Below are 18,419 nucleotides of genomic sequence, written 5' to 3'. Positions count from 1 at the left end.
TCTACCGGCGGGCATCTGCGGGTGCATCGGGTCCATTTCAAAAGGGGTAAGACGATGCTGCGGCATTGGACCATTCTGGCAGGGATAGGGGGGCTTTTGGCCGCCCCGCTCGCCCATGCCGGAACGGTGTTTACCCCGCCCTCGGGTTGCACGCTCAATATGACGGTGCAAATGCGCTCGTGTCAGGTGGCGAATTATTACACCTGTGCGGACGACCCGGCGGGCGATCAGTGGATTTCCTTTGCCGATGGCGAGGGGGAGTATTTCCTGAGCCATATCGACAGCGAAACCCGGTGGGTGGAAAGCGTGAACCTTTTCGCGGGCGAGATCGAATATCTCGATATGGCCGCGTCGGAGGATCACGCCTCGTTCTCGACCCTGCTGGATGCGGGGCGCGACGAATATGATTTCGTCACACGCACCAACACCGGTACGGTTCAGCGCTTTATCGGCCATGACGAACTGACCGGTGAAAGCACCATGATCGATGGGTTCCCGCTGGAATATTGCCGGTTCGAGATGCGCGTCGAAGATGCGGCGGGCAACTTTTTGGCCAACCGCGAAGGCATGCAACTGATCAGCCGCAAGATGCGCGTCTTCTTTGGCGCGACCGAAAGCTACGAAAACAGCTACGGCGACCGGTCCTCGAATATCGACACCCCGGTGCGGTTCGCCTTTCCCGGCGATGCGGGTTTTGCCGCCGCCACCCCCGAATATGATTGCGACATGATGCTTACCGATCTGTCGCCCCTGCTTGACCATCCCTCGAAGGAGGTAGTGAGATGATGAACTACGATGAAGCCTGGGTTGCCGCCGAGGAAGCCAAGCGCAAGTGGATGGATGAGCATTCGCTCTATAAGTCCGAAGACGAACATGCCTCCTGTGGGGTGGGTCTTGTCGTGGCGCTCAATGGCAAGGCCAGCCGCGCGGTCGTGGCCTCGGGCATCGATGCGCTCAAGGCGATTTGGCACCGTGGCGCGGTCGATGCCGATGGCAAAACCGGCGATGGCGCGGGCATCCATGTGCAGATCCCAGCCCCCTATTTCTATGACCAAATCCGCCGCACCGGCCACGAGCCCGACCGCGAAAAGCTGGTTGCTGTGGGCCAAGTCTTCTTGCCGCGTACCGATTTCGGCGCGCAGGAACGCTGCCGCACGATCGTGGAAACCGAAGTGCTGCGGATGGGCCATTATATCTATGGCTGGCGCCATGTGCCGGTGAACACCTCGGTTCTGGGCGAAAAGGCCAATGCCACCCGCCCGGAAATCGAGCAAATCCTGATCCGCTGCGAAAAGGACATCGACGAAGAACAATTCGAGCGCGAGCTGTACATCATCCGTCGCCGGATCGAGAAAGCCGCCGTCGCGGCACAGATCAACGGGCTTTATATCTGTTCGCTGTCGTGCCGTTCGATCATCTACAAGGGCATGATGCTGGCCGAGCAAGTGGCCGAATTCTACCCGGATCTTAAAGACGAACGCTTCACCTCGGCTTTCGCGATCTATCACCAGCGCTATTCGACCAACACCTTCCCGCAATGGTGGCTGGCGCAGCCCTTCCGCATGTTGGCTCACAACGGCGAAATCAACACGATCAAGGGCAACATCAACTGGATGAAGAGCCATGAGATCCGCATGGCCTCGAATGCCTTTGGCGACGCCGCCGAAGACATCAAACCGATCATCCCGGCCGGCGCGTCGGATTCGGGCGCGTTCGATGCGGTCTTTGAACTGATGGTGCGCTCGGGCCGGTCTGCCCCGATGACGAAAACCATGCTGGTGCCCGAGGCGTGGTCGAAAACCACGACCGACATGCCGCAAGCCTGGCAAGACATGTATGCCTATTGCAACGCCGTGATGGAGCCGTGGGACGGCCCCGCTGCGCTGGCGATGACCGATGGCCGCTGGGTCTGCGGCGGGCTTGACCGCAACGGCCTGCGCCCGATGCGCTATGTTGTGACGGGCGACGGCATGCTGATCGCCGGGTCCGAAGCGGGCATGGTGCCGGTCGATGAAATGACCGTGCGCGAAAAAGGCGCGCTTGGCCCGGGGCAGATGATTGCCGTCGATATGGCCGAGGGCAAACTTTACCACGACCGCGAAATCAAGGATGCGCTGGCCAACAGCCAACCGTTTGGCGAATGGGTCGGCAAAGTGGTCGATCTGAACGCGATCCTGCGCGACGTGCCGGAAAAGGCGCTGCACGCTGGGGCCGAGTTGCGCAAGCGCCAGATCGCGGCTGGCTATTCGGTCGAAGAGCTTGAAAACATCCTGTCGCCGATGGCCGAGGACGGCAAGGAAGCCGTCGCCTCGATGGGCGATGACACGCCGCCTGCGGTTTTGTCGAAGAAATATCGCCCGCTAAGCCATTTCTTCCGGCAGAACTTCAGTCAGGTCACCAACCCGCCGATCGACAGCCTGCGCGAAAGCCGGGTGATGAGCCTGAAAACGCGGTTCGGCAACCTTAAGAACGTGCTTGATGAAAACGGCACCCAGACGGAAATCTGGATCCTTGAAAGCCCGTTCGTCGCGAATGCCGAATTCGACGTGATGATGAAAACCTTTGCCAGCACGGTGACGGTGATCGATTGCACCTTTGCCGCCGGTGCCGGGCAAGACGCGCTGCGCGAGGGGCTGGAGCGGATCCGCGCCGAGGCCGAAGATGCGGTGCGTTCGGGGGCCGCGCATCTGGTGCTGACGGATGAACATCAAGGCGCCGACAAGGTGGCGATGCCGATGATCCTGGCCACTTCGGCGGTGCATTCTTGGCTGACGAAAAAGGGGCTGCGCACCTTTACCTCGGTCAATGTGCGCTCGGCCGAATGTGTCGATAGCCATTACTTCGCCGTGCTGATCGGCGCGGGCGCGACCACGGTCAACGCCTACCTTGCGCAAGACAGCATTGCCGACCGGATCGAACGCGGCCTGCTGGAAGGCTCGCTCGAAGACAACCTGCGCCGCTATCGCGATGCGATCGACGCGGGCCTTCTCAAGATCATGTCGAAGATGGGCATCTCGATCATCTCGTCTTATCGCGGCGGTCTGAACTTTGAAGCGGTGGGCCTGTCGCGCGCGATGGTGGCTGAATATTTCCCGGGCATGCAAAGCCGCATCTCGGGCATGGGCCTGCATGGCATCCAGCGCAAACTGGAAGAGGTGCACGCCAAAGGCTGGCGCGGCGGCCAAGACGTCTTGCCGATTGGCGGCTTTTACAAGGCGCGCAAATCGGGCGAAACGCATGCTTGGGGCGCGCAGTCGATGCATATGCTGCAAGCGGCCTGTGACCGCTCCAGCTACGATATGTGGAAGCAATATTCCGCGATGATGCGGGCGAACCCGCCGATCCACATTCGTGACATGCTCGACATCAAGCCCTTGGGCAAACCGGTGCCGATTGAAGAAGTGGAAAGCATCACCGCGATCCGCAAACGCTTCGTCACCCCCGGCATGTCGCTGGGCGCGCTGTCGCCCGAGGCACACAAGCTGCTCAACGTCGCAATGAACCGTATCGGTGCGAAATCCGACAGCGGCGAAGGCGGCGAAGATCCGGCGCATTTCGTGCCAGAACCGAACGGGGATAACCCCTCGGCGAAGGTGAAACAGGTGGCGTCGGGGCGCTTTGGCGTGACCGCCGAATACCTCAACGCCTGTGAAGAGCTGGAAATCAAGGTCGCCCAAGGCGCAAAACCCGGTGAGGGCGGCCAGCTTCCGGGCATGAAAGTGACGGAACTCATCGCGCGTCTGCGGCACTCGACCAAAGGCGTGACGCTGATCTCGCCGCCGCCGCACCACGATATTTACTCCATCGAAGACCTCGCGCAGCTGATCTACGACCTCAAGCAGATCAACCCGCGCGCCAAGGTGACGGTGAAGCTTGTCGCGTCTTCGGGCGTTGGCACGATTGCCGCCGGTGTCGCCAAGGCGAAAGCCGATATCATCCTGATCTCGGGCCACAATGGTGGCACCGGGGCCTCGCCCGCGACTTCGGTGAAATATGCCGGTCTGCCGTGGGAGATGGGTCTGACCGAGGCGCATCAGGTGCTGGCGATGAACAACCTGCGCGAGCGGGTGACGCTGCGCACCGATGGTGGCTTGCGCACGGGGCGTGACATTGTCATGGCCGCGATGATGGGCGCCGAGGAATATGGCATCGGCACCGCGGCGCTGATCGCCATGGGCTGCATCATGGTGCGGCAGTGCCAGTCGAACACCTGCCCGGTGGGCGTGTGTACGCAAGACCCGAAACTGCGCGCCAAATTCACCGGTTCGGCAGATAAGGTCGTGAACCTGATCACCTTCTACGCGCAAGAAGTGCGCGAGATCATGGCCTCGATCGGGGCGCGCTCGCTTGATGAAATCATCGGCCGGGCCGACCTGCTCACCCAAGTCTCGCGGGGCTCGGCCCACCTTGATGACCTTGACCTGAACCCGCTTTTGATCACCGTCGATGGCTGGGATAAGATCGTCTATGACCGCTCCAAACCGCGCAACTACGTGCCCGATACGCTGGATGCGGAAATCATCAAAGATGGTCACCGCTTCTTCGAAGACGGCGAAAAGATGCAGCTCAGCTATGCCGTGCGCAACACGCTGCGCACCATCGGCACGCGCGCATCGAGCCATATCGTCAAGAACTTCGGCATGCGCAACGCGCTGCAACCCGACCATCTAACGGTGAAGCTAACCGGCTCTTGCGGGCAATCGCTGGGCGCGTTTGCGGCTCCGGGGCTGAAGATCGAAGTGTCGGGCGATGCCAACGACTATGTGGGCAAGGGCCTTTCGGGCGGCACCATCGTGGTGCGCCCGCCGATGGCCAGCCCGCTTGTTGCAGCCGAGAACACGATTGTCGGTAACACGGTGCTTTATGGCGCCACCGATGGCTTCTTGTTTGCGGCGGGCCGTGCGGGCGAGCGTTTCGCGGTGCGGAACTCCGGCGCCAAGGTTGTGGTCGAAGGCTGCGGCTCGAACGGTTGTGAATACATGACCGGCGGTGTCGCGGTGATCTTGGGCAGCATCGGGGCCAACTTCGGTGCCGGGATGACCGGGGGCATGGCCTATCTTTATGACCCCGACAGCGTGGCCGAAGATTACATGAACCTCGAAAGCCTTGTGACTTGCGCCGTGACCCATCCGCATTGGGAAGCGCAACTCAAAGGTCTGATCGAACGGCATGTGAAAGAAACCGGCTCGGCCAAGGGCGCAGCGCTGTTGGCCGATTGGGAAACCGAGAAGAAAAACTTCGTGCAGGTCTGCCCGAAAGAAATGCTGGTGCACTTGCCCTACCCGCTGTCGGATGAGCCGAAAGCGGTTCCGGCCGAGTAAGGCGCAGCAAAGATCTAAAGCGGGGGCGGTGCTGCAAAGCATCGCCCCTTTGCTTTGTCCCGTGGCCAAGGCGCGAGGGCACGGGCAAATGCTTGACCAGCCCGCGCCCGGCATGGCTTATGGCGGCATGGGGCGAAGCAGAAAAAAAACCACGAAGAAAGCATCTGTCGGTGTCGGCCTGCGCAGCCGGATCATCGCGCTTTGGCAGTTCTTGGGCGGCTGGGCCGCGCGGATCGGGCTTGGTGTGCTGGCGGCCTATCTGGGTCTGATCGTTGTCTATGATTTCCTCAACCCGCCCACCACCTACACGATGTGGAGCGAAAGCCGCCGCCTTGATGGCATCGATCAGGAATGGAGCGATGTAGAAGACATTGCCCCGGTGATGCTGCGGTCCGTGGTGGCTGCGGAAGACGCGAATTTCTGCCGCCATTGGGGCTTTGACATGGGGGCGATCCGCCAAGCCATCGATGCGGGCGGCAATCGCGGCGCTTCGACGATCTCGCAGCAGGTGGTGAAGAACGTTTTCTTGTGGCAGGGCCGAAGCTGGGCGCGCAAGGCGATGGAAGCCCTGCTGACCCCGGCGGTCGAAGCGATCTGGACAAAGCGGCGGATCTTAGAAATCTATCTAAATGTCGCGGAATTTGGCGAGGGCGTGTTCGGCGTCAATGCCGCTGCCTTCCACTATTTCCGCACCACGCCCGAAAAGCTGACCGCGCGCCAAGCGGCGCTTTTGGCCGCAGTCCTGCCCGACCCAAAGGGGCGTTCGGCAGCAAAACCCTCGCGCTTTGTGTCCCGCCGCGCCACCGCGATTGCCGATGGCGCCGCGACCATCCGCGCCGATGGACGCGCAGCTTGTTTCAGCCAATAAGAAGCCGATCGCGCCGATGCCCCTTGACCTTGACGCCTAAAAAACCGAGCCTTCGCCTGCCTGGGGCGCGCAGCCAAAGACTTTCCGCAGCATCCGCGACACGACCCCGGAAGTTTAATTGATGGAATGAGTAAACAGTCCCATGACAGCCTCAGCCCCCACCCGCCCGGACCGACAAACTGAAGCGCAGAGCCATGCGGAAATTCAGGCCCTGTTGCGCGAAGAGATTGCCGCCCTGAAAACCATGCTTGATGCGCGTTTTCAGGAAATCGCAACTTTGACCCGCCAACTCGAAGCGCTGGATGCCGCCCGCGAAGAGAACATGGCCCAGCAGATTGAGGATCTGCGCCGCCGTCACGCCCTTGAACTGAAACTGGCCGATATCCGCCATGCCAACTGGCAGAACGGGCCCGCAGCCGGTGTGCCGGATTTCTCGGTCCAGATTGAACTTCTGACGGGCAGCGAACTGTTCGATCCGTCGTGGTATCTGCAAACCTATCCCGATCTTGCCGGTTCCGGCATGAGCCCGATCGAACATTATGTCCGCGCCGGTGCCTTTGAGGGGCGCAATCCCGGCCCGGATTTCGATACCATGGCCTATTATCTGGCGAACCGGGACATTGCGGATGCCGGTTGGCCGGCCCTTGTACATTATGTGATGTATGGGCAAGCCGAGGGCCGCTCCAGAGGCTGAGAGCATTGTTTTGACCGAAAAAGCCCCATCCGGTGATCCGCAGGACAGCCTGTGGGATGATTTCGACCCGGTTTGGTACCTGGAACGGCATGAAGATGTCCGCATTTCAGGGATGGATCCTTGGGATCACTACCGCAATACCGGCCGGGCAGAAGGGCGACTCGGGGCCCCTGTGCAGGCCTTTGAGTTGGAGCATATGCTTTGGAACGGGCAGGATAGCGCTGCCCTGACCGCGCTAAAAGCGCTGCTGGCTGGCCCATCGCAACGCGAACGCGCCGCGGCCGGCTGGGCACTGGCGCGCTGGTATGGCGCACAAAGCGACTGGCCTGCCGCCCACGCCGCAATTTTGCTGTTCCTTGAGACCCCGGACGCCGCCCGCGTGGTGGCGCATATGGGCCCGTGGCTGCTGGGCGTTCAGGCCTGTCTGGCCTGCAATGACCAAACTGGCGCAGAACGTTTCTTGGCAGAGGCTCTAGACCATTTCGGTCCCCGGCCAGACCTCAGTCTGGCGCAGATGCTGCTGATACGGGCGGACGGGGCCGAAGATGCGGCGCTGTCTGTCAGCCTGTCCGCGCTACACCCCCCGCACGGTCTGGCCCCCGTCACACTCGCACCCGGGGACGGGGCCCGTTTCGACCGGCTTCAGGCCAGCGCCGCACCGGCGGAGACCACACAGGAAGACCTTCCCCTGGTCAGTGTGATCGTGCCGGTTTTCAACGCGGCGACGGGCGGGCATGGGGGGCTCAGCACCGCGCTGCGTGGTCTGGTGGCGCAAAGCTGGCAGAACCTTGAAATTCTTGTCGTTGATGACGGCTCCACAGATGACAGCCTAGCCGTCGCCCAAGCCTGGGCGGCCCGGGATCGGCGTATCCGTGTTCTGCCGCAAGCAAGGAACTGCGGGGCCTATCCGGCGCGCAATGCCGGGCTTACTGCCGCCACGGGGGCTTTCATCACGGTGCATGACGCAGATGACTGGTCCCATCCTGAAAAGATCGCGGCTCAGGCCCGTATCCTTTTGGAAGATCCCGATTGCATGGCCACAGTGTCCCATTGGGTCCGTGCCAGCGATGATCTGGATATGACCCTGTGGCGCATGGATCAGGGCTGGGTTTACCGGAATGTCTCTTCGCTGATGCTGCGCGCAGAGTTACGCGAGAGGCTTGGATACTGGGACCGGGTCCGGGTCAATGCAGATACCGAATATTACTACCGGATCATCGCCGCTTTTGGCCCCTCCGCGATCCGCGAAGTGTTCCCCGGTGTGCCGCTTTCCTTTGGGCGCACGGCGGCTGGATCGCTTACCATGCAGTCAGAGACACATCTGCGCAGTCAGTTTTCCGGCGTGCGGCGGGACTATATGGAGGCCGCCCACTACTGGCACAGCATATCCCTCAAAGATGGCGACAAGGCTCTGTTCTTGCCGGAATTTCCTGAAGTCAGGCCTTTCCGGGTTCCGGCACTGATCGGATGCGGTGATCCCGAAGGGCCGCCCTCAGACTATGATCTGCTTTCGACCTCCGAGCTGTTCGACCCGGACTGGTATCTGAAAGCCCATCCTGATGTATACCGCTCTGGCATCGGCCCCGTCCGCCACCATCTTCTGGGCGGCGGTCGCGAAGATCGCGATCCCGGGCCCTTATTCAGCTCCGGCGGCTATCGTCTGGCCCAAAACCTAGACGATGAGACCGTCCCCCTGATCCAGTATGAGCGCGAAGGCCGGGCCCAAGGCGCCCCGCCTTTGCCACGCTTTGAAGGCGCATTGCAGGACAGAACGCCCGATTGCCTGTTCTTCGCCCATAGTCTGGGCAAAACCCTGTTCGGGGCAGAGCGCAGCCTGATCGACGTGCTGACACGGATGGCCGGGCGCGGCGCGGCGCCTGTGGTTGTCGTCCCTACCTTGCGCAATCGCGACTATCTCACGCAACTGCGCAAGGTAAGTGTCGCGGTGGAATGTCTGCCCCAGATCTGGCGCCACGCCGGGCGCGATCCCGATCCCCGGACGGTTACGGCGATCCGCGCGCTGATTCGGCGCTACCAGCCGAAAACGGTCCATGTGAATACCCTGGTTCAGGATGCCCCGCTTGTTGCGGCCGCCGCAGAAGGCATCGAAACCGTGGTCCATGTCCGCGAATTGCCCGAAGATGACGTTGCCCTGCGCCGGACCCTGAATTGCAGTGCTGCGGAGCTGCGCCGCCAGCTTCTGGATCAGGCCGATCGCTTTGTCGCCAATTCGAATATCGTCGCTCACTGGCTTGATTGCCCGGAGCGGGTCGTCGTGCGCCCGAATTCCGTGCCCGAAACCCTGTTTGCGCTTCCTTTCGCCCCGCAAGATGTGCTTCGGATCGGGCTGATTAGCAGCAATGTTGCCAAGAAAGGCGTCACGGATTTTCTGCGCATCGCACGGATCGTGGCAGCGCAGAAACGACCAATACGGTTTTTGCTGATCGGGCCGCCCAGCCGCGATCTGCATCTGCTGCAACCTTTGCCGGATAATGTGGATTTCCGCGATTATGCCGAAACCCCCGAAGAGGCTATCGCGCAGGTTGATGTCGTGATGAGCCTGTCGAAATTTGCCGAAAGCTTCGGCCGCACGGTTATGGAGGCCATGGCCGGTGGAAGACCCGTGATTTGCTATGATCGCGGCGCCCCGCCCGACATGGTGCGCAGCGGCGAAACAGGCTTTGTTGTGCCGCCCGATGATCCGTCTGCGGCCGCCAATGCCGTCTTGGCCCTTGATGCCGCAAGGGGGCAGTTACTTCGTCTGAGTGATGCGGCGCGGAAACGGGCCCGCGCCTTGCAAGATCAGGCGTTTCTGCCCTGATTGCCGGTCTGGCGCGTGAAAGGATAACCGCGCAGCGCCCGCTTAGCGGCGCGCTTGCGTCAGCACTTTCCGGGTCGCGCGCCGGGTCATCCGCATCCAGAAATCCGCCTTGATACGGTTGCGGAAAATCAGGTGATCCAGCTTTTCCGATGGGGTGCGGGAAATCGCAAAGCCGGGTTGCAACGGCGCGAGACCCGCCGCCAGCGCGGCATTGAGCGGCGCGAAATGCCGATCGAGTTTTTGCTGCTCTTCGCGGGTGAACAGGCAAGAGCGGGCCTCTTGACCAAAAATCAGTTGAAAGACGGATTGCGCCTCTGCGACCAGCCAATCCGGGGCAACCTCAGGCCGGGCGGCAACAGAAGCCGCCCAAGCCGGCAGCGGCGGCGGCGAAAGATTGGCCCGACCATTGCCCTGATCCAGCTCCTCCGCGCGCAGCGCACAGCCAGCCTCCCGCAGCACCGCCCCAAGAATGCCGCCCTCTGCCCTACGCGCGGTATCGAAATCGAGAAAGCGGATTTCCTGCGGCGCGAAGCTTTGAAGCAACCGGTCATAGAAGCCCTGATAATCGGTCCACATCCCAGTGCAGTAATCGCCCGCCAATGCCTTGCGCACCAGCTCATCGGGCTGCGGCGGGACCGCTTTTTTGCCAACTTCCAAAAACAGCGATTGCATGAACTGCCATTGCTCGCGCAGTACGCACAGCACGCGGACTTCTTCAAAAGGGGCCAGCGTTTCGCGGATCCAACCATAATCAGGCGCCCCGTTCGGATGCCCCACGGATAGGGTTTCCGAAGACAGGAACACCGTGTGATCGCCCGATGCGTACCGCCGCGCCAGATCGCGCCAAGCGGCGCGGCTACCACCTGAATATTGTAGGTTTTTCGGCAGATCGCGGTACCAATCGCCCGACAAACCATGATGTCCGGTCGGTTTGCCCAGCTTCGGATAAAGTATCCCATGCCGCGCCAGTAGCGCCGCATTGCGGTAGAACACGTTCTGGATTGTTGTCGTCGCGGTCTTATGGGTGCCGATATGCAGGATGATCCTGGCCATCTTCCCGCCCTTTCCGAAGCGTTGTTTGGCTGTGCTAGCGCATGTCTGGTAGGACTGCAATTGCCAGCACCGGGCCACCGATCTTCGGCCTGATCCGGACCTCTTGCACGTTTTCCCCAGAGGTGGTTTCTGCTAACTCTATCCGCGCAGGAGGCACCGCGCCATGGATCTTCTTCTTCATATCGGAACCGGAAAAACCGGCAGCACATCGGTGCAAGGCTTCATGCAAGCCAATGCCGACCGGATGGCGCAGCAGGGGATCATGCTGCCCAACTCGTTGGGGGAGCGCAATCACCGCAACCTGCCCGCCATCGTCCAGTCCGGACCGCTGACCGACAGCTACCTGCGGATGCGCGGCATCCGCGACCCTCAGGACCAGCAAGCCGCGCGCGCCGCCTGGCTGGACGCTTTCCGCGCCGAAATCGCAAATGCGCAAGCCCTGCGCTGCATCATCAGCGCCGAACATCTGAGCTTTCTGAAACCCCAAGAAATTAAGACCCTGCAGGGCATCCTGTCAGAGATGTTCGACAGAATCCGGGTTCTGGTTTATCTGCGTGATCCGGTGGATTACGCGGTCTCGATGTATGACACCGCGATCAAGACCGGCGGCACGCTGATCGCGCCGCGCCCACCCGAGCGCGGCGGTGAAACCGACTATGAAGCCCTGCTGAAAGCCTGGTGTGCTGCATTCGGGCAGGATGCCCTCACCGTGCGCCTGTTTGACCGCAGAGAGCTTTTTCAAGGGGATATCATTGCCGATTTTGCGCAGGTCGCTGGCATCGACAGCACCAACTTTACCGTCCCTGAGACGGAGAATTCCTCTTTGAACCTGCTGGGCCAAGCGCTGCTGACCCGTATCAACCGGAAAATACCGAAATTCGACCGCCGTGGCCGCCCCAATCCGCAGCGCGGACAGATCCACCGGGTGTTTGAACGCCATTTCGGCACGGGACCGAAATATGTGCCCGATGCAGCGCTTCTCAAGGCCTATCGAGACTGTTTTTCCGGATCGAACGAATGGGTCCGGCAAACCTTCTTCCCGGACCGCGCCACACTTTTCGTGCCGCGTGACTATCCGCCCCCGCAGACGCTTTCGGCCTCGGATGCGGAGTTGGAGCAAATCTCAAATCTGATCACGACCCTTTGGAAAAGGCAGTGACCCTGCCCTGAAAGTCAGGGCAGGGTGCGTTCTTAGATCAGGCGAGCAGATCGTATTCCGTGCCCCCGATCAGAATGTTGATGCTGTCTTGGCCCGCGCCATCGACCAGCGCCCAGAGAATCTGGCCGGTCGGGCGGTAGATCACGAAGGCCTCATCCACGTCATCCTGACCGGCCGGGGTTGTTGCGAAGTTCACCTGGAACTGATTGCGCGTGCCAGCGGCGCCGTATTGGAGCACGTCACCCTCTGCCGCATCGTAATCTTGGATCCAGTCCGATCCGTGGCCGCGCAGCCCCGTATGGAAGATCGTATCGGCGCCGTCACCGCCATTGAGACGGTCACTGCCGAACCCCCCATTGAGGAAGTCATCCCCGGCCCCGCCAAAGACGAGATCGGAATAGACAGAGCCGGTCAGATAGTCATCACCATCATTGCCAATCACCGTGTCCGCCCCGTAGTTGCCCGCAATCGTATCATTGCCGGCATCCCCGGTGATGGAGTCATTGCCCCAGCCGCCGTCGATATCGTCATGGCCATCCCCGCCATAAATCACATCGCCGCGGTCGGCGTCGGTATCGCCACCATAGATGACATCGTCATCTTCACCGCCGACCAGCGTATCGCGCCCGTCGCCGCCATAAAGCGTGTCATTGCCGGTCTCGCCCTGAAGACGGTCATTGCCCCAACCGCCATACAGCATGTCATCATAGGACAGCGGGATCACCTCAACCGGGGGCAGCAGCCCGCTTGCATCGACACTCACATTCAGCGTTGCGGTGGCTTCGTCTGTGAGCATGTGCGAGCCGTAGCTGCGCAGCGCAATGGTCCAAATCCCGTCTTCGGTGAAGCTGTATTCCAGATAGGAATCATAGCTACTTGACGACCCTTCCCCGCCTACGCTGGTGCTAGAGTCATCGTCATAGGCGATACGGTTACCCGACTCGTCGTACAGTTCAAGATAGCTATCAAAGCCACTGGTGCCGTCGACATCGAATGTCCAGACCTCGCCTGCCCGCACCGAGAAAGTGAACGCCTCATAAGTATCGCCCGATCCGGTGATCTGCAGCGAGACATGCGGGTTTGTCGTGGAATTCAGAATGTTGGGCGTTTCTGCCAAGCTCCAGACATTCGTCAACTGCAACGGGTTTTCCAAGGTGTTGACCACATCGGCGCCGATCTCAAGCACGCCACTGCCCATCACCGTGATATCGGTGAACAGATCAACGGTGACTCCGCCCTCCCCTTCGCCTTCCCCTTCGCCGGGGTCTTCCATCACAGCAACGCCATCGCCAATCAGCGTGTCATTGCCTGCGTCACCGCGCAGCGTATCGGCTCCGGCCCCGCCGGTCAGGCTGTCATTGTCCGCGCCGCCCAGAAGCAGGTCATTGCCACCGCGGCCTTGGAGGTCATCATCGCCCGCAAAGCCCTCGATCCGATCCATCCCGACAGAGCCCAGGATCTGATCGCCCAGCTCATCGCCGAAAAGACGCATCACGCTTGTGTCAGAGGCCACCCCGTCATCGCTAAGCGACTGGGTGGACACCAAAACGATCCACAGTGCGCCAACCTGCGCCACACCGATGCTGTGGCTATCGATGCCAATCAGCGCCTGAGAGGCCTCAATCGAGGTGACGAGCGCGTCATAGACATCAGACAGGTCTTCCCCAGCCTTCCAAGTGGCTAGCAAGGTGACATAGCTCAGATCAATCCCGGCCGCGGTTGCCAGATCCGCCAGCACATCGGCATAGTTTTCACCGCTGGACAGGGTTTCGGCCCAGTCATCGGATTGCGTCATCGCCAGTTCGATGATCGCCGGGTTGTTCAGGATCCAATCCTGTGCGACCCGGTTTGCCAAGGCCGACAAATCAGCATTCAGGGCCAGATTGGTGTCTTCGGTGCGTTGCTCTTCGTTGACATAGGTGACGAAGGCCACCTCGCCCGCATTCAGCAGATCGCCCGCCCGGGTGCCCAAGGCATGTGTGCCAAGCTGATTGTCGAACAGGTTCGCGGCATCCGTGATGCCAAAGTCATCCGACAGATCCGCCGGGTCCACAGTGCGGCCCGTCGCGTTGATCTGATAGCCCAGCCCGATGCCCGTGGTCAGGTAATGGGCCAGCCCGTTCACCGCCGCCCCCGAGGCCACCGCTTCGGCCGCGTCAGAATACTGCGCCAGATACCAGGTTTCATCGAAAATCAGATCCGAGAAATCGGGATCGGCACGCATCAGGTCGGCGGCATCATCGCCCACCAGTAGCTCTGTATCTGCCCCACCTTGATAGGCATCATAGGCATCGCCGATTTGGTTTTTCACGTAATTGCTCAGCGCAAGGTCATAGACCAGCCCGGTAACAAAGCCCGCAACAGCCCCGGCAATCGGCGTTCCCACAAAGGACACGCCCACGCCCACAAGCCCGGTCGAGGCCATGCCGGTCAGCATATCGCCCAGTTCCATCGCAGTCTGGCGGCGCCAATCGGACGCGGCCTGGATGTTATCGATCCGGCTGCCGATATCCAAAACCAGCCCAAGGATCTTGAAGCCGCGCGCCATCTTGCCAAACAGCGCGGCGGCGTCATCCGCATTGTCCAGATTCTGCGTCACATGCCGGAAGATCTCGCTTTCCAGCTCTTGGTAGCTGACGACCTTACCAATGATCAGCGCCTTGATGTCATCGACGAATTCTTGGTTGGCATCGACGTAATCGGTGATCTGGACGACGACGGTGTAATCCTCCAGATCGCCGTAATCGTCATTTTGCAAGATCTGGAGCGTGTTCTGCCCCGCAACCAAGTTAACGGTATAGGTGCTGGCGTTGGTCGGATCGCTGTTCAAATAGGTCCGAATTTGCGCCGTGGTGGCATTGCTGACGGTCAGTTGCAAAAAATCCTGCGGATCTGCAGTCCCGACCTGATCGGAAAAGATCAGGGTCCGGCCGCCTTCGACATCCCCGAAATCTTGGTCCACGAAGTTGCGGTTCGCCACCCGTGACACAATGGGCGCATCGACCACATCGGCCAGACCATCAAAGACGATCGTATCAACGGAAAACCCAGAGACGTCATAGGCCTCGTCGATCGCAGCAATACTGGCGATGCCGTTTTCGGATGTGAGCGAGAAGGTCTGAACACCTTCCGCATCATTGTGGAAGGATTGGATCAGTTGGCCGAACTGATCGCGGAATTCGATCCGGGTGCTGCCGATATTGTTGAAGTAGCCGACATCAAGGCTGACCGAGGTCACCGGCGTGTCGAAATAGATGAAAACCGGCCCAGTATAGGACGAGTTTGCCGCAATCACCGGGGTTTGAGGCTGTGCCCCGTCCGACACGATCACACCCGTTGTCGTGACAATGTTGTCATCAAAGGTGAAGGTCGGATTGCGTGTGTAGAGACTGTATTCACTAAAGGTAATTGTCGGCATTTTGTTTCCTCCCGAAAAGGGCTTGGCCCCGGTTGATGCCGGTTAGAAAAAACGGAGCAGTGCCGGTGGCAGGAACCAGACAGCGGCGGTCGCCGCCATCCAGGCGGCCCCCACTATCGCAATTTCCCGCCCTGTCTCGGCCTTCGTGATCAAAAGGATCAGAAGAACCAGACCGGCAGCGATCCAGGCGTACTTATTAAAGCTATCGAGAACCCAGACCCGGTGACGGGTCAGCTTGTGCGCAAGCGGACTTAACGCGGCGGTCCGGAACAGGGCCGAAACACCACCACCCGTCAGAAGCAGGACAGCGATGAATCCCATCGTTTCTTCCTCCCCTGAGCCGGCCTGCCACCCTTCGCTGACAACCGCCGGACATCTTGCGGCGCCTGGGCGTCACATTCTTTCATCATGAAACGTGCCGACAAACCGCCCACACATTCCCGTGAGGACTTTAAAACAGTTTGTTAAACTTTCAAATAGACTATTACTTTGGTTGATCGTCATTGCTGTGAAAATTGGAGCAGAATATGCCCCACAGCCTGCGCCTGCGGGACAAACCGTGGCAGGACCCGGGACGAAAAACGAGATATCTGGCTCTGGCATTCGGGTTATCATCTGTTCTTCTATGCGGATGGTTTGCGCTGACTTCAGCCCATGCACAGGTGCTGCCGGTTCAGTGCCACGCCACAGAAACCACGGGCGCGCAGATCTGTCGCTGGGCGGAACAAGCCGCCGCCGGCTTTGCCTTACAAAATGCAGATCGCCTGATTCTGCATGTGGAACCGCAAGGCCCGCACCGGCTGCTGGCATGGACCCAGCGTCCCGGCGAAAACCCGGAACCACCATTGCGTTTGATTTCCCGTGATCAGCCCCTCTCCCAGCAGGCGGTAAAACGCCTGATTCGCCACATTCTCGCCGGGGATCTCGGCTAGAAGCATCCGTAATCGCGTCTGCATCCCGGTATATGAAAGGACTTTTGAATGATTGCGAACCGAGCCTCCCTTTCCGATGCTGTGACGGCGACGGCTGTCTCTGACACCGTGCTTCATGCCGCAATCACCGAAACGACGGATGCCGCCCCCAACCGGACAACCCCCTATACGATCTCCGTCGGGGACAGCTTCACCGGCACCATCGCCAGCGACAGCGATCTAGACTGGGTCGCGGTGAATTTGGAGGCTGGAACCCGCTACGTGATTTCACTTGAGGGCACCGGAATTAATGCGCTTTCTGATCCGTTTCTGAGCCTCTATGACGCACAGGGAAATTTGGTCACCTACGATGACGATAGCGGTGGCACATATGATTCGATGATCACCATCACGATCAACACCAGCGGCACCTATTACCTTGAGGCACAATCCTTCTATACCGCCAATCCAGATTACAGCTCTGTGGATACCGGCAGCTATGTTCTGAGCGTCATCGAAGACACGACCGGGGAAACGGTCCTGCCTGTTTACAGCTATGATCAGATCGCCCATCAGTTGACGGATGACGGCCAAGCCTTTTGGGGGGAAAGCCGCCAGAGCTTTGACATTCAGACCGGCGACACGCTGAGTGTGAATATCAGCGCGATGAATGCGGGCGGTCAGGCCTTTGCGCTGGCGGCCTTGCGGGCCTGGACGAATGTGTCGGGCATTCAGTTCGAGGTCACCACCGGCAGCGCCGATATCAGCTTCGATCACAACGATTACAGCACCTCAGCCTATACCTCCACGATCCTCAGCGGCAGTGAGATCCTCTCTGCCACCGTGACGATCACCGAAGACTGGTTTTCCGGAGATTGGCGCCTGGTGGGCGGACAGGCGCAGATCGAGCTCGACAGCTATTCCTTCCAGACCTTCATTCACGAAATCGGCCATGCGCTGGGTCTGGCCCATGCCGGCGATTACAACGGGTCGGCCACTTATCCCCAGGACGCGATCTATGCCAATGATAGCTGGCAGGCCACGATCATGTCCTACTTCAGCCAAACGGATAACACCACGATCAACGCCTCCTATGCCTATGTTGTCACGCCGATGATCGCCGATATCATCGCGATCCACGACCTTTATGGGGCCCCGGCGGATCAACGGCCCGGCGATACCGTCTACACTGCGGATCTGGCAGCGCTTTATGGCGGTGTCAGCGCCGGCGCCATCGACCGCGGGGTGACGCTGACACTTTATGATACAGGCGGCGAGGATACGCTTGATCTATCGGGCTCGGTCGCCAATCAGCGGGTCGACCTTTTGCAAGAAGCGATTTCTGATGTTTACGGACAGACCGGCAATTTGCTCATCGCCCGCGATACAGTGATCGAAAACGCGATCACGGGAACCGGCAATGATACGGTCTCGGGCAATGCCGCAGACAATATCCTGACCGGAGGCAGCGGCCATGACCGGCTGCGCGGCGAAAACGGGGCCGATACGCTTCACGGCGGCGAAGGACGTGACACGCTCAACGGTGGCGACGGCGATGATGTCATCTATGGCGGCACCACAGAGACAGACCTGAGCGATTTGATCTATGGCGGAAACGGCAATGACAGCATCGATGGCGGTTGGGGCAATGATGAGCTTAATGGCGGCGAAGGCGATGATTCCATGGCCGGCAACTACGGCGCGGATACGCTGATCGGCAATGGCGGCAATGATTTTTTGACAGGCTCCGTCTATTCCGATCAGATCTTCGGCGGCGATGCGGATGACTTCCTCAATGGCGGTTTCGGCAATGACCGGCTGAATGGCGGGGCGGATGCGGATACCTTCTACCATACCGGGATTTTGGGCCACGGATCGGACTGGATTCAGGATTATGACGCCGCAGAAGGCGACGTGCTGCAATACGGCGCAGCGGCCACGGCAGGACAGTTTCAGGTGAACTACGCGGCCACGCCGGCAGGCGATGACAATGTCGATGAGGCCTTCGTCATTTACCGCCCCACGGGTCAGATCCTTTGGGCGCTGGTCGATGGTGCCGGGCAGGACAGTATCAACATCCTGATCGGGGGCACAGAATACGATTTGCTGGCCTGACGGGGCGGCAGACCGCTCCGCAACCGACCCACCGGCACAGTGTTCAGCGGTGATTCCTG

At 60.2% G+C, this 18,419-nt stretch carries 11 protein-coding genes; 8 read left to right on the top strand and 3 right to left on the bottom strand.

Annotation, left to right across the window (positions count from 1 at the left end; genetic code table 11):
- The first annotated feature begins 54 nt into the window (after window positions 1-54).
- The 5 genes from CKO11_RS14015 (at window position 55) to CKO11_RS13995 (ending at window position 9,704) form a co-directional block, all read left to right on the top strand.
- Window positions 55-786 carry a hypothetical protein gene (locus tag CKO11_RS14015; protein WP_223640045.1) on the top strand — a complete coding sequence of 244 codons (732 nt, stop codon included), beginning with the start codon at window positions 55-57 and terminating at the stop codon, window positions 784-786.
- Window positions 783-5,321 carry a glutamate synthase large subunit gene (gene gltB, locus CKO11_RS14010; protein ID WP_223640043.1) on the top strand — a complete coding sequence of 1,513 codons (4,539 nt, stop codon included), beginning with the start codon at window positions 783-785 and terminating at the stop codon, window positions 5,319-5,321. The genes CKO11_RS14015 and gltB overlap by 4 nt, the downstream gene beginning before the upstream one ends.
- 88 nt (window positions 5,322-5,409) lie before the next feature.
- Window positions 5,410-6,189, top strand: coding sequence for a monofunctional biosynthetic peptidoglycan transglycosylase (gene mtgA / locus CKO11_RS14005; RefSeq protein WP_223640041.1), 780 nt, complete (start codon window positions 5,410-5,412; stop codon window positions 6,187-6,189).
- Between the two features lie 142 nt (window positions 6,190-6,331).
- Window positions 6,332-6,883 (top strand): hypothetical protein, encoded by a 552-nt coding sequence (locus CKO11_RS14000; RefSeq protein ID WP_223640039.1) that lies wholly within the window; start codon window positions 6,332-6,334, stop codon window positions 6,881-6,883.
- Window positions 6,884-6,893: 10 nt separating this feature from the next.
- Window positions 6,894-9,704, top strand: coding sequence for a glycosyltransferase (locus CKO11_RS13995; RefSeq protein WP_223640037.1), 2,811 nt, complete (start codon window positions 6,894-6,896; stop codon window positions 9,702-9,704).
- Window positions 9,705-9,746: 42 nt separating this feature from the next.
- On the opposite strand, the gene CKO11_RS13990 is transcribed toward CKO11_RS13995, so the two are convergent.
- Window positions 9,747-10,757 (bottom strand): hypothetical protein, encoded by a 1,011-nt coding sequence (locus tag CKO11_RS13990; RefSeq protein ID WP_223640034.1) that lies wholly within the window; start codon window positions 10,755-10,757, stop codon window positions 9,747-9,749.
- Window positions 10,758-10,920: 163 nt separating this feature from the next.
- Between CKO11_RS13990 and CKO11_RS13985 the strand changes: the two genes are divergently transcribed.
- Window positions 10,921-11,916: a hypothetical protein gene (locus tag CKO11_RS13985; protein ID WP_223640031.1), complete on the top strand. Its 996-nt coding sequence runs from the start codon at window positions 10,921-10,923 to the stop codon at window positions 11,914-11,916.
- A 37-nt stretch (window positions 11,917-11,953) separates the two neighbouring features.
- Here the strand turns inward: CKO11_RS13985 and CKO11_RS13980 are convergent, their stop codons facing one another.
- Window positions 11,954-15,334, bottom strand: coding sequence for a calcium-binding protein (locus tag CKO11_RS13980; protein WP_223640028.1), 3,381 nt, complete (start codon window positions 15,332-15,334; stop codon window positions 11,954-11,956).
- 42 nt (window positions 15,335-15,376) lie between these two features.
- Window positions 15,377-15,655 (bottom strand): hypothetical protein, encoded by a 279-nt coding sequence (locus CKO11_RS13975; RefSeq protein WP_223640025.1) that lies wholly within the window; start codon window positions 15,653-15,655, stop codon window positions 15,377-15,379.
- A gap of 206 nt (window positions 15,656-15,861) precedes the next feature.
- Here CKO11_RS13975 and CKO11_RS13970 point away from each other — a divergent pair, with 206 nt between their 5' ends.
- Entirely contained in the window at window positions 15,862-16,266 is a 405-nt protein-coding gene (locus CKO11_RS13970; protein WP_223640022.1) for a hypothetical protein, read from the top strand.
- A gap of 48 nt (window positions 16,267-16,314) precedes the next feature.
- Window positions 16,315-18,360, top strand: a complete 2,046-nt coding sequence (locus tag CKO11_RS13965; RefSeq protein WP_223640019.1) for a M10 family metallopeptidase C-terminal domain-containing protein — start codon at window positions 16,315-16,317, stop codon at window positions 18,358-18,360.
- Window positions 18,361-18,419 lie beyond the last annotated feature (59 nt).

The organism is Rhodobacter sp. TJ_12 (genome assembly GCF_020023995.1).
Classification (GTDB): Bacteria; Pseudomonadota; Alphaproteobacteria; order Rhodobacterales; family Rhodobacteraceae; genus Rhodobacter.
Note: the sequence above shows the minus strand (reverse complement) of the source record. Positions and strands in the feature narration are given on the sequence as shown.

What these genes read in the sequence shown, in the direction of transcription:
- CKO11_RS13965 (WP_223640019.1), top strand. Translation starts at nt 16,315, where the DNA reads ATGATTGCGAACCGAGCCTCCCTTTCCGATGCTGTGACGGCGACGGCT.
- CKO11_RS13970 (WP_223640022.1), top strand. Translation starts at nt 15,862, where the DNA reads ATGCCCCACAGCCTGCGCCTGCGGGACAAACCGTGGCAGGACCCGGGA.
- CKO11_RS14015 (WP_223640045.1), top strand. Translation starts at nt 55, where the DNA reads ATGCTGCGGCATTGGACCATTCTGGCAGGGATAGGGGGGCTTTTGGCC.
- CKO11_RS14000 (WP_223640039.1), top strand. Translation starts at nt 6,332, where the DNA reads ATGACAGCCTCAGCCCCCACCCGCCCGGACCGACAAACTGAAGCGCAG.
- gltB (WP_223640043.1), top strand. Translation starts at nt 783, where the DNA reads ATGATGAACTACGATGAAGCCTGGGTTGCCGCCGAGGAAGCCAAGCGC.
- CKO11_RS13975 (WP_223640025.1), bottom strand. Translation starts at nt 15,655, where the DNA reads ATGGGATTCATCGCTGTCCTGCTTCTGACGGGTGGTGGTGTTTCGGCC.
- CKO11_RS13980 (WP_223640028.1), bottom strand. Translation starts at nt 15,334, where the DNA reads ATGCCGACAATTACCTTTAGTGAATACAGTCTCTACACACGCAATCCG.
- mtgA (WP_223640041.1), top strand. Translation starts at nt 5,410, where the DNA reads ATGCTTGACCAGCCCGCGCCCGGCATGGCTTATGGCGGCATGGGGCGA.
- CKO11_RS13985 (WP_223640031.1), top strand. Translation starts at nt 10,921, where the DNA reads ATGGATCTTCTTCTTCATATCGGAACCGGAAAAACCGGCAGCACATCG.
- CKO11_RS13990 (WP_223640034.1), bottom strand. Translation starts at nt 10,757, where the DNA reads ATGGCCAGGATCATCCTGCATATCGGCACCCATAAGACCGCGACGACA.